20 protein-coding genes are annotated in these 17,506 nt (G+C 69.5%); 16 read left to right on the top strand and 4 right to left on the bottom strand.

Features of this window, described 5'->3' with window-relative positions; translation table 11 throughout:
* The first annotated feature begins 1 nt into the window (after position 1).
* The 5 genes from atpD (at position 2) to QFW96_RS08755 (ending at position 3,584) form a co-directional block, all read left to right on the top strand.
* Positions 2-1,432 (top strand): F0F1 ATP synthase subunit beta, encoded by a 1,431-nt coding sequence (gene atpD, locus QFW96_RS08775; protein ID WP_281455047.1) that lies wholly within the window; start codon positions 2-4, stop codon positions 1,430-1,432.
* Between the two features lie 167 nt (positions 1,433-1,599).
* Positions 1,600-1,965 carry a F0F1 ATP synthase subunit epsilon gene (locus QFW96_RS08770; RefSeq protein WP_281455046.1) on the top strand — a complete coding sequence of 122 codons (366 nt, stop codon included), beginning with the start codon at positions 1,600-1,602 and terminating at the stop codon, positions 1,963-1,965.
* Between the two features lie 10 nt (positions 1,966-1,975).
* Positions 1,976-2,410: a DUF2550 domain-containing protein gene (locus QFW96_RS08765; protein WP_281455045.1), complete on the top strand. Its 435-nt coding sequence runs from the start codon at positions 1,976-1,978 to the stop codon at positions 2,408-2,410.
* Positions 2,411-2,613: 203 nt separating this feature from the next.
* Complete coding sequence (locus tag QFW96_RS08760) at positions 2,614-3,084, top strand: GNAT family N-acetyltransferase (RefSeq protein WP_281455044.1); 471 nt, start codon at positions 2,614-2,616, stop codon at positions 3,082-3,084.
* Positions 3,085-3,113: 29 nt separating this feature from the next.
* Positions 3,114-3,584: a GNAT family N-acetyltransferase gene (locus QFW96_RS08755; protein ID WP_281455043.1), complete on the top strand. Its 471-nt coding sequence runs from the start codon at positions 3,114-3,116 to the stop codon at positions 3,582-3,584.
* On the opposite strand, the gene QFW96_RS08750 is transcribed toward QFW96_RS08755, so the two are convergent.
* Positions 3,581-4,153 carry a cob(I)yrinic acid a,c-diamide adenosyltransferase gene (locus QFW96_RS08750; protein ID WP_281455042.1) on the bottom strand — a complete coding sequence of 191 codons (573 nt, stop codon included), beginning with the start codon at positions 4,151-4,153 and terminating at the stop codon, positions 3,581-3,583. The two genes, QFW96_RS08755 and QFW96_RS08750, sit on opposite strands and share 4 nt — an antisense overlap.
* A gap of 172 nt (positions 4,154-4,325) precedes the next feature.
* Between QFW96_RS08750 and murA the strand changes: the two genes are divergently transcribed.
* Together murA and QFW96_RS08740 are read left to right on the top strand one after the other, a co-directional pair.
* Positions 4,326-5,582 (top strand): UDP-N-acetylglucosamine 1-carboxyvinyltransferase, encoded by a 1,257-nt coding sequence (gene murA / locus QFW96_RS08745; RefSeq protein WP_281455041.1) that lies wholly within the window; start codon positions 4,326-4,328, stop codon positions 5,580-5,582.
* Between the two features lie 143 nt (positions 5,583-5,725).
* Positions 5,726-6,049: a putative quinol monooxygenase gene (locus QFW96_RS08740; RefSeq protein WP_281455040.1), complete on the top strand. Its 324-nt coding sequence runs from the start codon at positions 5,726-5,728 to the stop codon at positions 6,047-6,049.
* Between the two features lie 45 nt (positions 6,050-6,094).
* On the opposite strand, the gene QFW96_RS08735 is transcribed toward QFW96_RS08740, so the two are convergent.
* The gene (locus tag QFW96_RS08735; protein ID WP_281455039.1) at positions 6,095-6,631 is read right to left on the bottom strand and encodes an NUDIX domain-containing protein; all 537 of its coding nucleotides are present in this window, start codon (positions 6,629-6,631) and stop codon (positions 6,095-6,097) included.
* Positions 6,632-6,738: 107 nt separating this feature from the next.
* On the bottom strand, positions 6,739-8,139 hold the full coding sequence (locus QFW96_RS08730; protein WP_281455038.1) for an amino acid permease: 1,401 nt from the start codon (positions 8,137-8,139) through the stop codon (positions 6,739-6,741).
* 120 nt (positions 8,140-8,259) lie between these two features.
* On the opposite strand from QFW96_RS08730, the gene nucS reads away from it, so the two are divergent.
* Positions 8,260-8,919 (top strand): endonuclease NucS, encoded by a 660-nt coding sequence (gene nucS, locus QFW96_RS08725; protein WP_281455037.1) that lies wholly within the window; start codon positions 8,260-8,262, stop codon positions 8,917-8,919.
* Between the two features lie 327 nt (positions 8,920-9,246).
* Here nucS and QFW96_RS08720 read toward each other — a convergent pair whose 3' ends face one another.
* Positions 9,247-9,438: a hypothetical protein gene (locus QFW96_RS08720; protein WP_281455036.1), complete on the bottom strand. Its 192-nt coding sequence runs from the start codon at positions 9,436-9,438 to the stop codon at positions 9,247-9,249.
* Positions 9,439-9,691: 253 nt separating this feature from the next.
* Between QFW96_RS08720 and QFW96_RS08715 the strand changes: the two genes are divergently transcribed.
* From QFW96_RS08715 to QFW96_RS08680, 8 genes are all read left to right on the top strand, one after another.
* The gene (locus QFW96_RS08715) at positions 9,692-11,419 is read left to right on the top strand and encodes a sodium:solute symporter family protein (protein ID WP_406688909.1); all 1,728 of its coding nucleotides are present in this window, start codon (positions 9,692-9,694) and stop codon (positions 11,417-11,419) included.
* Between the two features lie 22 nt (positions 11,420-11,441).
* Positions 11,442-11,699: a hypothetical protein gene (locus QFW96_RS08710; protein ID WP_281455035.1), complete on the top strand. Its 258-nt coding sequence runs from the start codon at positions 11,442-11,444 to the stop codon at positions 11,697-11,699.
* Positions 11,700-11,964: 265 nt separating this feature from the next.
* The gene (locus tag QFW96_RS08705; protein ID WP_281455034.1) at positions 11,965-13,473 is read left to right on the top strand and encodes an aldehyde dehydrogenase family protein; all 1,509 of its coding nucleotides are present in this window, start codon (positions 11,965-11,967) and stop codon (positions 13,471-13,473) included.
* 197 nt (positions 13,474-13,670) lie between these two features.
* Positions 13,671-14,666: a dihydroxyacetone kinase subunit DhaK gene (dhaK, locus tag QFW96_RS08700; RefSeq protein ID WP_281455033.1), complete on the top strand. Its 996-nt coding sequence runs from the start codon at positions 13,671-13,673 to the stop codon at positions 14,664-14,666.
* Between the two features lie 14 nt (positions 14,667-14,680).
* Positions 14,681-15,319: a dihydroxyacetone kinase subunit DhaL gene (gene dhaL / locus QFW96_RS08695; RefSeq protein ID WP_281455032.1), complete on the top strand. Its 639-nt coding sequence runs from the start codon at positions 14,681-14,683 to the stop codon at positions 15,317-15,319.
* Positions 15,316-16,002: a dihydroxyacetone kinase phosphoryl donor subunit DhaM gene (gene dhaM / locus QFW96_RS08690; RefSeq protein ID WP_281455031.1), complete on the top strand. Its 687-nt coding sequence runs from the start codon at positions 15,316-15,318 to the stop codon at positions 16,000-16,002. Before dhaL ends, dhaM begins: the two co-directional genes overlap by 4 nt.
* A 143-nt stretch (positions 16,003-16,145) precedes the next feature.
* Positions 16,146-17,120, top strand: coding sequence for a DUF3558 family protein (locus QFW96_RS08685; protein WP_281455030.1), 975 nt, complete (start codon positions 16,146-16,148; stop codon positions 17,118-17,120).
* 26 nt (positions 17,121-17,146) lie between these two features.
* Positions 17,147-17,461, top strand: a complete 315-nt coding sequence (locus tag QFW96_RS08680; RefSeq protein WP_281455029.1) for a hypothetical protein — start codon at positions 17,147-17,149, stop codon at positions 17,459-17,461.
* The last annotated feature ends 45 nt before the right edge of the window (positions 17,462-17,506 follow it).

Below are 17,506 nucleotides of genomic sequence, written 5' to 3'. Positions count from 1 at the left end.
CATGACTGCTGCTACTGCCACCAGCACTGGCACGGGCCGCGTCGTCCGGGTGCTCGGCCCGGTCGTGGACGTCGAGTTCCCGCGTGACCAGGTGCCGGACCTGAACAACGCCCTCACCGCCGAGATCACGGCGGAGGGCATGGCCAAGACCCTGACCCTGGAGGTCGCCCAGCACCTGGGTGACAGCGTGGTGCGCACGGTCTCCATGCAGCCCACCCAGGGCCTGGTCCGCGGCGTCAACGTCGTGGACAGCGGCGCCGCCATCTCCGTCCCGGTCGGCGACAAGGTCAAGGGCCACGTGTGGAACGCGCTGGGCCACTGCCTGGACGAGCCGGGCTACGGCTCGGACGCCGAGCGCTGGGCGATCCACCGCAAGGCGCCGGCCTTCGACCAGCTCGAGGGCAAGACCGAGGTGCTGGAGACCGGCATCAAGGTGATCGACCTGCTCACCCCGTACGTGCAGGGTGGCAAGATCGGTCTGTTCGGTGGTGCCGGTGTCGGCAAGACCGTTCTGATCCAGGAGATGATCCGCCGAGTCGCCAAGAACTTCGGTGGTACCTCCGTGTTCGCCGGTGTCGGCGAGCGCACCCGTGAGGGCAACGACCTCTGGGTGGAGATGGACGAGTCCGGCGTTCTCGCCGACACCGCCCTGGTGTTCGGTCAGATGGACGAGCCGCCGGGCACCCGTATGCGCGTGGCGCTGTCCGCTCTGACGATGGCGGAGTACTTCCGCGACGTGCAGAACCAGGACGTGCTGCTGTTCATCGACAACATCTTCCGGTTCACCCAGGCCGGCCAGGAGGTCTCGACCCTGCTGGGCCGCATGCCTTCGGCCGTGGGTTACCAGCCGACGCTGGCCGACGAGATGGGTGAGCTGCAGGAGCGCATCACCTCGACCCGGGGTCGTTCGATCACCTCGATGCAGGCGATCTACGTGCCCGCGGACGACTACACCGACCCGGCGCCGGCGACGACCTTCGCCCACCTGGACGCGACGACGGAGCTCTCCCGTCCGATCTCCCAGATGGGTATCTACCCGGCGGTCGACCCGCTGACCTCCAGCTCCACCATCCTCGACCCGTCGATCGTGGGTGACGAGCACTACCGCGTGGCCCAGGAGGTCAAGCGGATCCTGCAGAAGTACAAGGAGCTGCAGGACATCATCGCCATCCTCGGTATGGACGAGCTGTCCGAAGAGGACAAGGTGACGGTGCAGCGGGCGCGTCGCATCCAGCGCTACCTGTCGCAGAACTTCTTCGTCGCGAAGCAGTTCACCGGCCAGGAGGGCTCCTTCGTCCCGGTGAAGGAGACCATCGAGGCCTTCGACAAGCTGTGCAAGGGCGACTTCGACCACTACCCGGAGCAGGCGTTCCTGTCCATCGGTGGTCTCGACGACCTCGAGGCGTCGTACAAGAAGCTCACCGAGCAGTGATCGCCCGCCCCGCCGAGCGCGGCGGGGCGTGGTGAGACCGGCGAGCGGGGTCGGGACCCGGAGCGGTCCCGACCCCCTTTGCCACTAGGCACTTCCAGCCCGGCAGTCACGATCGCCCCGGTGGCGTTGGCTAGACTGCGGGCACACACCCGACAAAGGAGACGCGCGTGGCCAACATGTCCGTCCAACTGGTCGCCGTCGAGCGCCTGCTGTGGTCCGGGGAGGCGACCACGGTGGTCGCGCAGACCACCGAGGGAGAGATCGGCATCCTGCCGGGTCACGAGCCGCTGCTCGGGCAGCTGGTGGAGGGTGGCGTCGTGCGCATCACCACCACCGACAAGGAGACCGTGACCGCTGCGGTGCACGGTGGCTTCCTCTCGGTGACCGGTGCCGGCGTGAGCGTGCTCGCCGAGTCCGCTGAGCTGGCCCAGGAGATCGACGTGGCCCAGGCCCGTCAGGACGCCAAGAGCGACGACGAGCTGGCCAGAACGCAGGCGTCCGCCCGATTGCGAGCAGCGGGCCAAGCGGACTGATCGGGCCAGCATGGGGTCGCCGGTCGTGGTGCTCGTCGCAGCGTTGACGCTGCTGGTGCTCGCTGCTGCGGTGGTGGGCCTGCTCGCGTGGCGACGAGTGCGCGAACTGCGGGTCGGAGGCATCGACGTGGCGCTGCGCGCCACCGATGGCAAGGGACGCGGCTGGCAGCTGGGTGTGGCGCACTACCGGGGCGAGGAGTTCGCCTGGTACCGCATCCTGAGCCTTCGCTCCGGCCCGAACTGGGTGATCAACCGGCGAACCGTGGACATCGCCCAGCGCCGCGAACCCTCGGTCGCCGAGGCGTACGCGATGCCGAGCGGCTCCACCGTCCTGGACCTCACGGGACCGGACCTGGAGCTGGCAATGAACAGCGACGCGCTGACCGGTTTCCTCTCCTGGCTCGAATCGGCGCCACCGGGACGATCGGTGCCGTGGGCGTCGTAGCACGCCCGACGAACAACAGCGGGGCCCACCACGGGCCCCGCTTTTTCGCGTCCGGGGGTGGGAGCGTGGGAACCTTCGTGTCACTCCAGCCCGGATGAGGGGCGGGTACGTTGCCCTGATCGCGCCGGTGGTGACAGGAAAGTTCCCACGCTCGCAGCGACCCGCGCGCCGTCCTGCGGCAGGTTTCGCCGAAACTGGTGGGCGTGGCTGAGGACTTCGCGATCGCCCCGGAACCGTCCGACAGCGCCGACGCCCGGTGGGCGTTGGCCCAGTACGTCGCTGAGCTCGTGGCGCGCTTTCCGGATGGGTTCGATCCGGATAGGGGTGCGCGGCCCGTTGAGGACGCTTTCACGCCGCCGAAGGGCGTGTTCCTGCTGCTGCGCCGGGACGGGGCGGTGCTGGGCTGCGGTGGGGTGCGGACCGAGTCCGCGGGCATTGCGGAGATCAAGCGGATGTGGGTTTCGCCGGAGCTGCGCGGCAGGGGCGCCGGCCGCGCGCTGCTGAGCGCGCTGGAGGAGCAGGCGCGGCGGTTGGGTTTCTCCCGGGTGCGGCTGGACACGGCGGCCGAGCTGGGGGAGGCGCGGGCGATGTACGCGAAGGCCGGGTACGTCGAGATCCCCGCCTACAACGACAACCCGTACGCCGCGCACTGGTTCGAGAAGAGCCTTGGCTGACCTGGTCCGGAGCCGATTACGCTGCGGGTGTGCGCATCGAGATCGTCGACTACGACCACCCCCATTCACAGCGGTTGATCGAGGATCTGCAGCAGGAGTACGTCGTGCGCTACGGCGAAGCCGACATCACTCCCGTGGACCCGGCCGAGTTCTCCCCGCCTCAGGGTCTGTTCCTGCTCGGTTACCTCGGCGACGAGCCGGTCGCGTCCGGTGGTTGGCGGGCGCACGAGTCCGGCGAGGAGGACTTCCGCGACGGCGATGCCGAGCTCAAGCGGATGTACATCGCCCCTGATCAGCGCGGCAACGGATGGTCCAGGCGGATGCTCGCCGAACTGGAGTCCACCGCCGCGCTGGCCGGGCGCAAGCGCGTGGTGCTGGAGACCGGCACCGAGCAGCCCGAGGCCGTCGCGCTCTACACGTCGTCCGGGTACGAGCAGATCGACAACTTCGGCGTCTACCGCGACGATCCGCGGAGCCGCTGCTTCGCCAAGGACCTCTAGGCGTTGCCGCCCGGCCTCCACAGCACGTCGCCGTCCGGGTTCGCGACCCTGGCCAGGATGAACAGCAGGTCCGAGAGCCGGTTGAGGTACTTCGCGGGCAGGGGTGAGGTGCGCTCGGCGTCGGCGTCCTGCAAGGCCCAGGCGGAGCGCTCTGCGCGACGCGCCACGCAGCGTGCCTGGTGCAGCAGGGCAGCACCGGGGGTGCCGCCGGGCAGGATGAACGAGTCGAGCTTGCCGAGCCGCTCGTTGAACTCGTCGCACCAGCCCTCGAGCCGGTCGACGTAGGACTGGGTGACGCGCAACGGCGGGTACTCGGGAGCCTCCACCACGGGAGTGGACAGGTCCGCGCCCACGTCGAACAGGTCGTTCTGCACGGCCCGCAGCACGGTCACGACGTCGTCGGCGAGCTCAGCGGTCGCCAGCGCCACTCCCAGCACCGAGTTCGCCTCGTCCACGTCGGCGTAGGCGACCAGGCGCGGATCGGTCTTGTGAACCTTCGAGTTGTCCGACAACCGCGTGGTGCCCGCATCCCCGGCCCGCGTGTAGATCTTCGTCAGGTGGACTGCCATGCCCCACACCCTAGGCGCGCCGGGGCCGGGTGGAGAGTGGCAGGAAGGTTCCCATCATCACGCGGGTGCGGGTGGGAGGTTCTCTTCCTCCCATCCGGTGGGCGGAAGGTTCCCTCACTCGCTCGTGACCCGCTCCGATGCGCGCCACGCCGGGGCCGTAACCTCGATGCTCGTGAGTGAGCACTTCCGGGTACGCGGCGGAGCCCGCCTCGTCGGCGCGGTGGACGTGGTCGGGGCGAAGAACAGCGTGCTGAAGCTGATGGCGGCGGCGCTGCTGGCCGAGGGCACGACGACGATCGTGAACTGTCCCGAGATCCTGGACGTTCCGCTGATGGCCGACGTGCTGCGCAGCCTCGGCTGCGAGGTGACCATCGACGGCGGCACGGTGCGCATCACCACGCCCGCCTCGATCAGCCACGAGGCCGTCTCGCCGTCGATGGGCAAACTGCGCGCCTCGGTGTGCGTGCTGGGGCCGCTGGTGGCGCGCTGCCGCCGGGCGGTCGTCACGCTGCCCGGTGGCGACGCGATCGGCTCGCGGCCGCTGGACATGCACCAGAACGGGCTGCGCAAGCTGGGTGCGACCAGCCACATCGAGCACGGCGCCGTGGTCGCCGAGGCCGAGAACCTGCAGGGCGCGCAGATCTGGCTGGACTTCCCGAGCGTGGGTGCCACCGAGAACATCCTGATGGCCTCGGTGCTGGCGGAAGGCACCACGGTGATCGACAACGCGGCTCGTGAGCCGGAGATCGTCGACCTGTGCGTGATGCTGCAGCAGATGGGCGCCAAGATCGAGGGCGCGGGCACCTCCACGCTGACGGTGCACGGCGTGTCCTCGCTGCGCGCGGTGGAGCACCGCGTGATCGGCGACCGGATCGTCGGTGCGACCTGGGCGTTCGCCGCGGCGGCGACGCGCGGTGACATCACGGTCAACGGCGTCGACCCCCGGCACACCAACCTGATGCTGGAGAAGCTGCGCAGCGCGGGCGCGGAGGTGATCACCGACGAGGAGAGCTTCCGGGTGGTCATGCCGGAACGTCCGAAGGCCGTGGACTACGTGACGCTGCCCTACCCGGGTTTCCCGACGGACCTGCAGCCGATGGCGCTGGCCCTGTCGGCAGTGGCCGACGGCACGTCGATGATCACCGAGAACCTGTTCGAGTCCCGGTTCCGGTTCATCGAGGAACTGGTGCGGATGGGTGCCGACGCGCGCACCGATGGCCACCACGCCGTGGTGCGCGGACTGGATCGGTTGTCCAGCGCGCCGGTGTGGGCCACGGACATCCGCGCGGGCGTGGGCCTGGTGCTGGCCGGTTTGTGCGCCGACGGCGACACCGAGGTGTGGGATGTCTTCCACATCGACCGCGGGTATCCGAACTTCGTGGAGAACCTGCGCGCGCTGGGCGCCGACATCGAGCGCGTCGCCGACTGATTTCGCCTGTCCTGCGGCCGGTGCCCCGTTTCGGACCGGGGGTGCCGGCCGCAGTGCACGGTCGTGCCGGGGATCGTGATCATCGGCTCCGGTCACGTGGCTAGAGTCCTCGTGGTCCTGGTGAGAATCCGGAAAGGGAACCGATGAGCACCACCGCGCGGGTCGGCCGAATCATGACCTTCACCGCGACGCCCGGCAGGGGCGCGGAGTTGGCTTCGATCATGATGCAGGTGGCCGAAGGCCTGCGCGGTTCGTTCGGCTGCGAGCTCTACCTGGTCAGCCGTGACGCGGAAGCTCCCGACACGGTGCGCGTCGTGGAGGCGTGGACGGATTTTGCCAGCGCCGACGCGGCCCTGGCCACCACCGTGGCCACTCACCGCGACATCGACCTCAACGCGGTGCTGGGGATGCTGGCCGAGCCGCCGGAGCAGATCGACCTGGACGCGCTCGGCGGCGTCGGCCTCTGAACCGACCCCTTCAGGTCCGGCCCCGCTGGTCGGGCTGCCGGGACCTCAGCCGTCGCGGCGCTCGTGCAGCAGGAGCAGTGCGTAGGCGGCGACGGACTGGGCGTCGGTGACCTCACCTGCGGCGATCATCTTCTCGAACTCGGCGCGGCTGAACCACGCGGTGCGCATGTCCTGCTCCTCGTGCTCGCGTTCGTGCGCTCCTTCAGTCAGGTCTGTCGCGACGAACACGCGCCCGCGCTGGCTGGACATGCCGGGGGCGACGTCGAGCAGCCCCAGCTCGCGCATGGTGGCCGCGCGCAGCCCGGTCTCCTCCCGCAGTTCGCGCGCCGCGAGCTCACCGGCCTCGACATCGGCCCGGTCCGGCGCGGTGCCCTGCGGGAACTCCCAGCGGCGCAGGCCCAGCGGGTAGCGGAACTGCTCGACGAGGTGCACGCGATCCCCGTCGAGCGGGATCACCAGCGCGTAGTCCGGCTTGTCGATGACCCCGTAGATCCCGTCGGACCCGTCGTCGCGGCGGACGCCGTCCTCCCGCACGGTCATCCACGGATTCGCGTACACCTCGCGGCTGCTGGTCTGCTCCATGCGCTCCATCGTGCCGTCGACGGGGCGGTGACGTGCGCATGGGAACCTTCCTGCCAACCCGGCCCGGCGAATCCGCTGGTCGGGGCTGTGGTGACAGGAAGGTTCCCCTACTCCGCGGCGTCGTGGAGGCGTGATGCGCGGCGGCCGTAGCCGAAGTAGACGGCCAGGCCGAGCAGCGTCCAGATCGCGAAGGTGAGCCAGGTGACCGCGTCCAGGCCGGTGATCAGGTAGGCGCACAGGGCCAGGCCGAGCAGCGGCACGAACGGCATGAGCGGGGTGCGGAAGCTGCGGGGCAGTTCCGGGCGGGTTCGCCGCAGCACCACCACACCGATGTTGACCAGGCCGAACGCGACGAGCGTGCCGATGCTGGTGGCCTCGGCGAGCTGGTTGAGCGGCACGACCGCAGCCAGCAGCGCGACGAGCACGCCGACCAGGAGGGTGTTGCGGGCCGGGACCGCGCGGTGGTTGACCTTCGAGAGCATCGGCGGGACGAGTCCGTCGCGCGACATCGACACCAGGATGCGGGTCTGCCCGTACAGGACGGTGAGCACGACCGAGGCGATGGCGATGACCGCTCCGAGGGCGAGCACGACGGCGGGCCAGCCCTGGCCGGTGACCATGCGCAGGGCGGTGGCCAGCGATGCGTCGGACTCTCCCAGCGTCCCGGCGCCGACCGCGCCGACTGCGGCGAAGGCCACGAGCACGTAGATCGCGGTGACGATGATCAGCGACAGGATGATCGCCCTGGGCAGGTCGCGCTTCGGGTTGCGGGCCTCCTCACCTGCGGTGGAGGCGGCGTCGAAGCCGATGAAGGAGAAGAACACGGCCGAGGCCCCGACCGAGATGCCCGCGATGCCCGCCGGAGCGAACGGGGTGAGGTTGCCGGAGTTGAACGCGGTGAGGGCGACCGCGACGAAGAACACCAGCACCGCGATCTTGAGCACCGTGGTGATGGTCGTGGCCCACGCGCTCTCGCGCACGCCCCGCAGCAGGACGGCGGTGGCCAGCAGCACGACGATCGCGGCGGGCACGTTGATGACCCCGCCCTCACCGGGCGGTGCCGCCAGCGCGTCCGGGATGGTCACGCCGATGGTGCCCTGCAGGAATTCGTTGAGGTAGCCGCCCCAGCCGACCGCGACGGCGGCGACCGACACCCCGTACTCCAGCAGCAGGCACCAGCCGCAGATCCAGGCGACGATCTCGCCGAGGGTCGCGTAGGTGTAGGAGTAGGCGGACCCGGAGACGGGGACGCTGCCCGCGAGCTCGGCGTAGGACAGCGCCGAGCACAGCGCGGCCAGACCCGCGAGAACGAACGAGACGACGACGGCCGGACCGGCCGCCGGTGCGGCCTCGGCGAGCACCACGAAGATGCCGGTTCCCAGCGTCGCGCCCACGGACAGCGCCACCAGCGGGACCAGGCCGAGGGTCCGGTTCAACTCGCTGTGCGAGCCCTCGCTGGAGAGCTGTTCGGCTGGTTTGACGCGGAGCAGGCTGCGGGCGAAAGACACGAGCGGTAACGGTAACTCCGGTGGTGGGAGGCCTGGTGGAGCGGGTCCTGACCGGGTGACCGAGCTTGATCACCCGTGGGGGTGCTCGACATCGATCACCACGCCCGTACTCTGTGCCGGGTGCGACTCGTGATTGCCCGCTGCCAGGTGGACTACGTCGGACGCCTCACCGCGCACCTGCCGATGGCGCAGCGACTGCTGCTGGTGAAGGCCGACGGTTCGGTGTCGGTGCACTCCGACGACCGCGCCTACAAGCCGTTGAACTGGATGAGCCCGCCGTGCTGGCTCATCGAGGACCCCGACGTGTGGACGGTGCAGAACAAGGCCGGCGAGAAGCTGGTGATCACCGTCGCCGAGGTGCTGCACGACTCCAAGCACGAGCTGGGTGCGGAGCCGGGCCTGGTCAAGGACGGCGTGGAGTCGCACCTGCAGGAGCTGCTGGCCGAGCACGTGACGACCCTGGGTGACGGGTGGTCGCTGGTGCGCAGGGAGTTCCCGACCGCGATCGGGCCGGTCGACCTGATGTGCCGCGACGACGCGGGCAAGAGCGTCGCCGTGGAGATCAAGCGTCGCGGCGAGATCGATGGTGTCGAGCAGCTGACCCGCTACCTCGAACTGCTCAACCGCGACCCGTTGCTGGCACCGGTCTCGGGTGTGTTCGCCGCGCAGCAGATCAAGCCGCAGGCGCGGACGCTGGCCGAGGACCGCGGTATCCGCTGCGTCGTCCTGGACTACGACAAGCTCCGCGGCATCGAGCCCGACGAGTACCGCCTGTTCTGATCGCACGAGCGCTCCCGTCGTCGCGGGGGCGTTCGGCGCTGGAGTGACAGGAAGGTTCCCTTCCTCAGGTCATCGGGGGAACGATCGTTTCGCGATGGCTTTCCGGAGGATCGCACCGCGCCAAAAGTCGATCTTGATCCGGCGGTGGTGCGGATCTGGCGATGACAGGAAGGTTCCCCTCTCACCGCGCTCACGGGCCGAAGAATTGATCTAGACGGCTTCGCCGGGTCGATGATGGTCGCCGTTCGTCGGGGAGTGGCAGAAAGGTTCCCGTGCTCGCGTCCCCGCGGCGAAGCGAGCGGGACTTGATGCGGGTAGCCGGCGGGGTCAGCGGTGCGCGTGGCCGGGGCAGTCGCAGGGGTGCAGGCGCCGTGCGGTCAGCGGTGCGAGCACTGCCGTCAGCTGGTGGAGCAGTCCTTCGCGGCGGAATTCGGTCGGCGCGATGTCGCCGGACCGCGATTCCTCGATCGGGTATTCCGCGAGTCCGGCGCTGATCGCCAAATCGATCCGGGCGTTCACGATTCCTCCCCGCAGCGTTGCGAATGCATACCGTGACGATACAGTCACGGTGAGTCGAAATCGGCGGGGCAATGCGTATATCACTCGCATGGACCCGGGTGCTCACGGGGTGCACACGCGTACGACCGGAAAGTCTCCTGCGTGACGCCACTCGGCGGAAGTTCCGTGATCGATTTAGTGTCTTCTCCAACGAATTGATATCGGCTTACGACCACCGCCTCATCTGTGCGGTACTGTCCGACCGCTATCGCGAATGTGGTGGTTCTCGTTTGACTTTGTTGGGTCTGTGGGAGGTGGGGCGGCAGTGCTGCTAGCCCAAGGTCAGCTACTCGACGCGAACGGCGTCGACTACGCGTTGTTGGCGCTGTATTTCGCGTTCGTACTGGGAATCGGCTGGCTCGCGAGGCGGGCCGTTTCCACCAGTCTTGACTTCTTCCTCTCCGGGCGCGCGCTGCCCGCGTGGGTGACGGGTCTGGCGTTCATCTCGGCGAACCTCGGCGCCATCGAAATCATCGGCATGTCGGCCAACGGCGCCGAATACGGCATGCCGACGATGCACTACTTCTGGATCGGTGCAGTCCCGGCCATGCTGTTCCTCGGCGTGGTCATGATGCCGTTCTACTACGGCTCCAAGGTCCGAAGCGTTCCCGAATTCATGCTCCGCCGATTCGGCAAAGCGGCGCACCTGGTCAACGGCATCTCCTTCGCCCTGGCCCAGGTGCTCATCGCAGGCGTGAACCTCTTCCTGCTGGCCAGCATCGTCAACGCGCTGCTGGGCTGGCCGCTGTGGGTGTCGGTCCTGATCGCCGCCCTGATCGTGCTCTCCTACACCGCGCTGGGCGGCCTGTCCGCCGCCATCTACAACGAGGTGCTGCAGTTCTTCGTGATCGTCGCGGCGCTGCTGCCGCTGACCATCGTCGGCCTGGTCAAGGTCGGCGGTGTGCAGGGCCTGGTCGACAAGGTCACCGCCAGCAAGGGCGGCGCCGAGCAGCTGACCGCCTGGCCGGGTGCTGAGCTGACCGGCTTCGACAACCCGGTCCTCAGCGTCATCGGCATGATCTTCGGTCTCGGCTTCGTGCTGTCCTTCGGTTACTGGACCACGAACTTCGTCGAGGTCCAGCGCGCGATGGCCTCCAAGTCGATGTCGGCCGCGCAGCGGACCCCGATCATCGGCGCCTTCCCGAAGATGTTCATCCCGTTCATCGTGATCATCCCCGGCATGATCGCCGCGGTGATCATCCCGGAGATGACCAACTACAAGCTGACCGAGCAGGGTCCGTACGACTACAACGACGCGATCCTGCTGATGATGCGAGACCTGCTGCCCAACGGCATCCTCGGCATCGCGCTCGCCGGTCTGCTGGCGTCGTTCATGGCCGGTATGGCCGCGAACTTGTCGTCGTTCAACACGGTGTTCACCTACGACATCTGGCAGGCCTACGTCGTCAAGGACAAGCCGGACCACTACTACCTGCAGATGGGCCGCTGGGTCACCGTCGGCGCCACCCTCGCGGCCGTCGGCACGGCGTTCATCGCCTCCGGCTACGAGAACCTGATGGACTACCTCCAGCAGCTGTTCTCGTTCTTCAACGCACCGCTGTTCGCGACCTTCATCCTCGGCATGTTCTGGAAGAGGATGACCGCCCACGCCGGTTGGTCCGGTCTGGTGTTCGGTACGGCCTCGGCCATCGCGGTCTACGCTCTGGCTGAGAGCGGGGTGTGGGACCTGCCCGGTCAGGGCGCGAGCTTCGTCGGTGCCGGTGTCGCCTTCGTGGTCGACGTCATCGTCAGCGTCGTGGTCTCGTTGGCCACCAAGCCCAAGACCGAGGAGCAGCTGGTCGGTCTCGTGTGGTCGCTGACGCCGAAGGAGAACCTGCAGGCGTCCACCACGGGTGAGGACGCCGGTTGGTACCGGCGGCCGGGCCTGCTGGCAGGCATCGCGCTGATCCTGATCATCGCCCTCAACATCATCTTCGGCTGAGCCAGGACTGGGAGGAAATCTCATGGCTAGTGGAGGTTCGGGGCACAGCGCAGGTGCCTTCGACATTCGCACGGTGATCGCGCTGCTGTTCGGCATCTACGGCGTCGTTCTGGTCGTGCTCGGCTTCGTCCAGCCCGAGGTCGAGAAGTCCGCGGGAATCAACATCAACCTGTGGGCCGGTGTCGGCATGGTGGTGTTCGCGGCGGTGTTCGTCGCCTGGGCGCGACTGCGCCCGATCACGGTTCCCGACGACGTCGAAGGCGGCACCACCGCCGAATGACGTGACCTGAGATCGCCCGAGACGGCGTCCGAGCTCCCGGTGAGCGCGGGCGCCGTCTTGCATTTCGGCACCGATTCCCCGGTTCCCGCCCGCATTTCAAGATCCGCTGGCTACGGTGGCGGCCGGAACGCAGCTGACAAGTGGACCAGTGGTCAACGCCCCGTGTCCAGCACATGAGTCGGGCGGTACAGGACGGTTCTTTCCCGACCCGTGATTTCGTAGGCTGCATCGTGACAATGACCGTCGTAATGGTGGGAGGCCGGCCATGACCCAGACCGCCCGTGGGAACGTCGAGGAAATCGCCGACGCGCGGTTCGAGACGTTCGAGTCGATCGATCCGCGCACCGGTGAAGTGGTGGGCGAGCATCCGATCCACGACGCGGAGACGGTCGGCAACCGGGTCGCGGCAGCTCGCGAAGCGCAGGCGGCGTGGGATGCGCTCGGCTTCTCCGGCCGCAAGCAGCATCTCGATCGCTGGCGGAAACTGCTGGTCAAACGCCTTGATGAGCTCGCGGGCGTGATCTGCGCCGAGACCGGCAAGCCGCTCGAAGACGCCAAGCTCGAACTGGTCCTGGTCATCGACCACCTCGCCTGGGCCACCTCCAACGCCGAGAAGGTCCTCAAGCGCCGCAAGGTCTCGCCCGGCGTGCTGATGTCCAACCAGACCGCCACGGTCGAGTACCTCCCGTACGGCGTTGTCGGCGTCATCGGCCCCTGGAACTACCCGGCGTTCACGCCCATGGGCTCCATCGCCTACGCGCTCGCCGCGGGCAACGCCGTGGTGTTCAAGCCCAGCGAGCTCACCCCCGGGGTCGGGGAGTGGCTGGTCAAGAGCTTCGCCGAGGCCGTACCCGAGCACCCGGTGTTCCAGCTGGTGACCGGGTTCGGGCAGACCGGCGCCGCCCTGTGCCAGGCCGGTGTGAACAAGGTGGCATTCACCGGGTCCACCGCCACCGGCAAGCGCGTGATGGCCTCCTGCGCGGAGAACCTCGTCCCGGTGCTCGTCGAGTGCGGCGGCAAGGACGCCCTCATCGTCGACTCCGACGCCGACCTCGCCGCCGCCGCCGACGCGGCGGTGTGGGGCGCGATGTCCAACGCGGGCCAGACCTGCATCGGCGTAGAGCGCGTCTACGTGCACGAAGCCGTCGCCGACCGGTACCTGAAGATGGTCAGCGACCGCGCCGCCAAGCTGCGCCCGGGCGGTGAGCCCGGCGCCGACTTCGGCCCGATCACGATGGCCTCGCAGGTCAACATCATCCGAGACCACATCGACGACGCCATCAACCGCGGCGGCCGCGCCGTGATCGGCGGCCGGGACTCGGTGCGCCCGCCGTTCGTCGAGCCCGTGGTGATCGCCGATGCCCCCGAGGACTCCGCCGCCGTCACCGAGGAGACCTTCGGCCCGACCCTGGTGGTGCAGCGGGTGCGTGACGTGGACGAGGCCGTCACCCTCGCCAACGCCACCAAGTACGGGCTGGGCGCCACCGTCTTCTCCCGCGCCCGCGGCCTGGAACTGGCGCGCCGGCTGCGCAGCGGCATGGTCGCGGTCAACTCGGTGATCGCCTTCGCCGGCGTGCCCGCGCTGCCGTTCGGCGGTGTCGGCGACTCCGGCTTCGGCCGGATCCACGGTGCCGACGGCCTGCGCGAGTTCGCCCGCCCGCAGTCGGTCACCCGCACCAAGTTCAAGATCCCGCTCAACCCGATGAGCTTCGCCCGCCCCAAGGGCACCGTCCGCACCGTCGTCAAGCTCATCAAGGTCATGCGCGGTCGCTGAGCGGATCGGGACCACCGCGGTCGGTGTTTTGGCTTGCGCCCGTGGTGACAGGAAGGTTCCCTTGCTCGCATCCCCCTCCCTGACCGAGGGGGATGCGCGCGGGCGCTCGTCCCGTGCAGAGTTGACCGCGCACGGTTGATCGCGCCGAGTCCTTCAGGTGACTTCGGCGGCGGGAGCGCAGGCAGGGAGGCCAGCGGGTGAAGAAGATCATCAACGATCCGGCGGACGTGGTCGCCGAAGCGTTGCGGGGCGTGGCTGCGGCCCACCCCGAACTGCTCCGGGTGCAGACCGATCCGGCGGTGATCGTCCGCGCCGACGCCCCGGTGGCGGGGCAGGTCGCGGTCATCTCCGGTGGCGGTTCGGGCCACGAGCCGCTGCACGGCGGTTTCGTCGGCGCGGGCATGCTCGCCGCGGCCGTGCCGGGCGCGGTGTTCACCTCCCCGACCCCGGACGCGGTGCAGGCGGCCATCACCGCCACCCACGGCGGTGCCGGTGCGCTGCTGCTGGTCAAGAACTACACCGGGGACGTCCTCAACTTCGAGACCGCCGCCGAACTCGCCGGCATCGAGGACATCGACGTGCGCAGCGTCGTCATCGACGACGACGTCGCCGTCAAGGACTCCACGCACACGGCCGGACGTCGCGGGGTCGGCGGGACGGTGATGGTCGAGAAGATCGTCGGTGCTGCGGCCGCGCGAGGCGACGGCCTCGACAAGTGCGAGGAACTCGCCCGCAAGGTCGTTTCCCAGGTGCGGTCGATGGGCATGGCGCTGAGCGCCCCCACCGTGCCGCACGCCGGGCAGCCGAGCTTCGAGCTCGCCGACGACGAGATGGAGATCGGCATCGGCATCCACGGCGAACCCGGCCGGGCCCGGGTGCCGATGGGAACCGCCGACGAGATCGTGGCGCAGCTGCTCGACCCGATCCTGGAGGACCTGCCCTTCGCCGAGGGCGACGAGGTGCTGCTGTTCACCAACTCCATGGGCGGCACCCCGCAGCTGGAGCTGTACCTCGCGCACGGCGTCGCCGAGCGGCTGCTCGCCGAGCGCGGCATCACCGTGCGCCGGCGACTCGTCGGCCCGTACGTGACGAGCCTGGAGATGCAGGGCATGACCCTGACGCTGCTGAAACTGGACGACGAGCTCACCGAGCTCTGGGACGCGCCCGTGCACACCGCGGCGCTGCACTGGTGAGGAGGAGTCCCGGAATGGGTTGCACAGCACAGGACATCGCCTCGGCGCTGCGGGCGGGTGCCGCCGTGGTCGCCGAGCACCGCGACGAGCTGATCCAGCTGGACCGCGAGATCGGCGACGCCGACCACGGCGAGAACATGGACCGCGGGTTCCGCGCGGTCATCGCGAAGCTGGAGACGGCCGGCCCGGAAACCCCGGCCGCCACGTTGAAGCTCGCCGCCACGGTCCTCATCTCCACCGTCGGCGGGGCATCGGGTCCCCTCTACGGCACGGCGTTCCTGCGCGCGGCCACGGCGGTCGGTGACGAGACCGAGCTCGACGGCCGGGCCGTGGCCGCGGCGCTGCAGGCCGGGATGGAGGGCGTCGTCGGGCGCGGCCGCGCCGAGGTCGGCGACAAGACGATGATCGACGCGCTCGCGCCCGCCGTCGAGTCCGCCCGCAACGCGGCCGAGTCCGGAGCCGACGGGGCCAAGGTGCTGGCGGCCGCAGCCGAGGCCGCGCACCAGGGCGCCCAGGACACCGAAGGGCTCGTCGCCCGCAAGGGACGCGCCTCCTACCTGGGAGAGCGCAGCGCCGGGCACATCGACCCCGGTGCGCGTTCCACCGCGCTGCTGTTGACCGCGTTCGCCGAAGCCGCAGGAGCCCGTTCATGAGCGTGGGACTGGTCGTCGTCTCGCACAGCACCGGCCTCGCGGAGGGAGTCGCGGAACTCGCCGCGCAGATGGCCCCCGAGGTGCGCATCGTCCCGGCAGGCGGGTTGCCCGACGGCGGGATCGGCACCGACTTCGAGAAGGTCTCGGCCGCGCTGTCGGACGCCGACACCGGATCGGGCGCTGTCGTGCTCTACGACCTGGGCAGCGCGCAGATGGTCGCCGATCTCGCAGTGGAGACGCTGGGCGATCCCGACAGCGCGCTGGTCGTGGACGCCCCGCTGGTGGAGGGAGCCGTTGCCGCAGCCGTGTCGGCCCAGGGCGGCAACGACATGAAGACCGTGGCTCGGGCGGCGGAAAGCGCCCGCGGCAGCGCGGACTCCGCAGCTGCCGAACCGGCCGGTTCGGCACCGGAGTCCGGCCAGGTCACCCGCGAGCTGGAACTGACCAACGAGGTCGGTCTGCACGCACGCCCGGCCGCGCTGCTGGCCCGCAGCCTCACCGGACTGCAGGCCACGGTCAAGATCGCCCTCGGCGACAAGCAGGCGGACGCGGCCAGCGTCCTCGGCCTGATGGGTCTCGGCGCCCGCAAGGGCGACCACCTCACGCTGACCGCCGACGGTCCCGACGCGGTCCAAGCGGTCGAGCGCATCATCGACCTCGCCCGCCGCGACTTCGACGAGTAGCCCCGGACCAGTGCGAGGGAACCTTCCTGTCATCTCCCCGGCAGGGAGGTTCCCTCGTGCGCGTGGTGGTGACACGAAGGTTCCCTCGCTCACGCCGGTGTCGGTCGCTGTGTTCCAAGGTCATCGAGGGCTAGGCTGAGTCGATGTCGCCGCGTCGCCACCGAGGCATGCTGCTGCTGGTGCTGTGCTGGGTGCTGCTCGCCGCGTGCACCGCGCAGCCCACCACTCCGACCGGCGGTTCCAGACCGGTCGACACGAGTGCGCGCGCGATGCTCGGTGACCTCCGCACCCTCGATCCCTGCACGCTCACCGATACCGAAGCGCTGCAGCGCTTCGGCGCGGTGTCGAACGCGGGGACGGTGTCGCTGGACTACTGCCTGCTGCACGTCAAACCCGACGACGGCACGCTCGTCCAGCTGGCCGTCGGCGAGCTGACCGGGCCCGACACCAGCCGGCCGGGGGATCCCGTCGTGCAACGGGGAGCGCTGCGCATCGCGCAGAACGCGCCCGTCCCCGGGCACTGCACGCGCCAGGTGCGGTTCGGCGACGGTGTTTCCCTGCAGGTCAGCGCCGATCTGCTCGGTGGTGAACCCGGTGCCGGGCTGTGCGGCATCGCCGATGCCGGGGCCGAGTCGGTTGCCGACGCGGTTCAGCAGGGCAGGGCCGGGCACCGCGACTACCCGCCGAACTCGCTGGCCCTCGTCGACCCGTGCACCGTGCTGGACACGGCCGCCGTGAACCAGGTGCCGGGTCTGGAAGAAGCGCGCCCCCGACCGGCCGTCGGCGGCCACCAGTGCTCGTGGGGCGAGCAGTCCGCGGACTCCCCGCGCGTGCAGCTGCAGCACACCGCGGGTGAACCGCCCAGGATCCTGCACGGGGCCGCGGTGGAAGAACCGGTGGACGGGCGTCCCACCGTGCTCAGCGTCGTGGGCGGTGACCCGCAGGTTCCCCTGTGCTCGGCGGAGACCGCGCACATCCCGTTCGGGACCGTCGCGGGGCAGGTCGAGGTCGCTCAGCTCGTCGTCGCGGTGCCCGGTGAGACCGGTCCCGACGCCTGCGCCTACGCCCGGGGCCTGGCGCGCTTGGCGTGGCCGAGCCTGCCGCCTGCGAATCCCTGAGCGCCGAACCGGTTACCGTTGTTGTCGTGCCTCGACGCAATCGACAGCAGCGCCACAAGGGTCTCCGCGCGGACACCAGCCATCGCGGAGCCGGCACCGCCTACGGGGCGTCCCGCGTCGAGCAGGGACCGGACGGTGACTGGATGGTGCGCACCGTTCCCGCGGCGCAGGCCACCAAGATCTACCGCTGCCCGGGCTGCGACCACGAGATCCAGGCGGGCATCGCCCACGTGGTGGCGTGGCCGGAAGCGGAGCTCGGCGGCGTCGACGAGCGCAGGCACTGGCACACCGGCTGCTGGAAGGCCCGCGCCCGACGCGGGCCGACTCGTCGCTGGTCGTAGTCCGCACCACAGCAGAGCAGGTCACCACGAGCATGCCACCCGTTC

Source organism: Saccharopolyspora ipomoeae (genome assembly GCF_029952525.1).
GTDB classification, from domain to species: Bacteria; Actinomycetota; Actinomycetes; order Mycobacteriales; family Pseudonocardiaceae; genus Saccharopolyspora; species Saccharopolyspora ipomoeae.
This window is presented reverse-complemented; position numbering and strand designations above follow the sequence as displayed.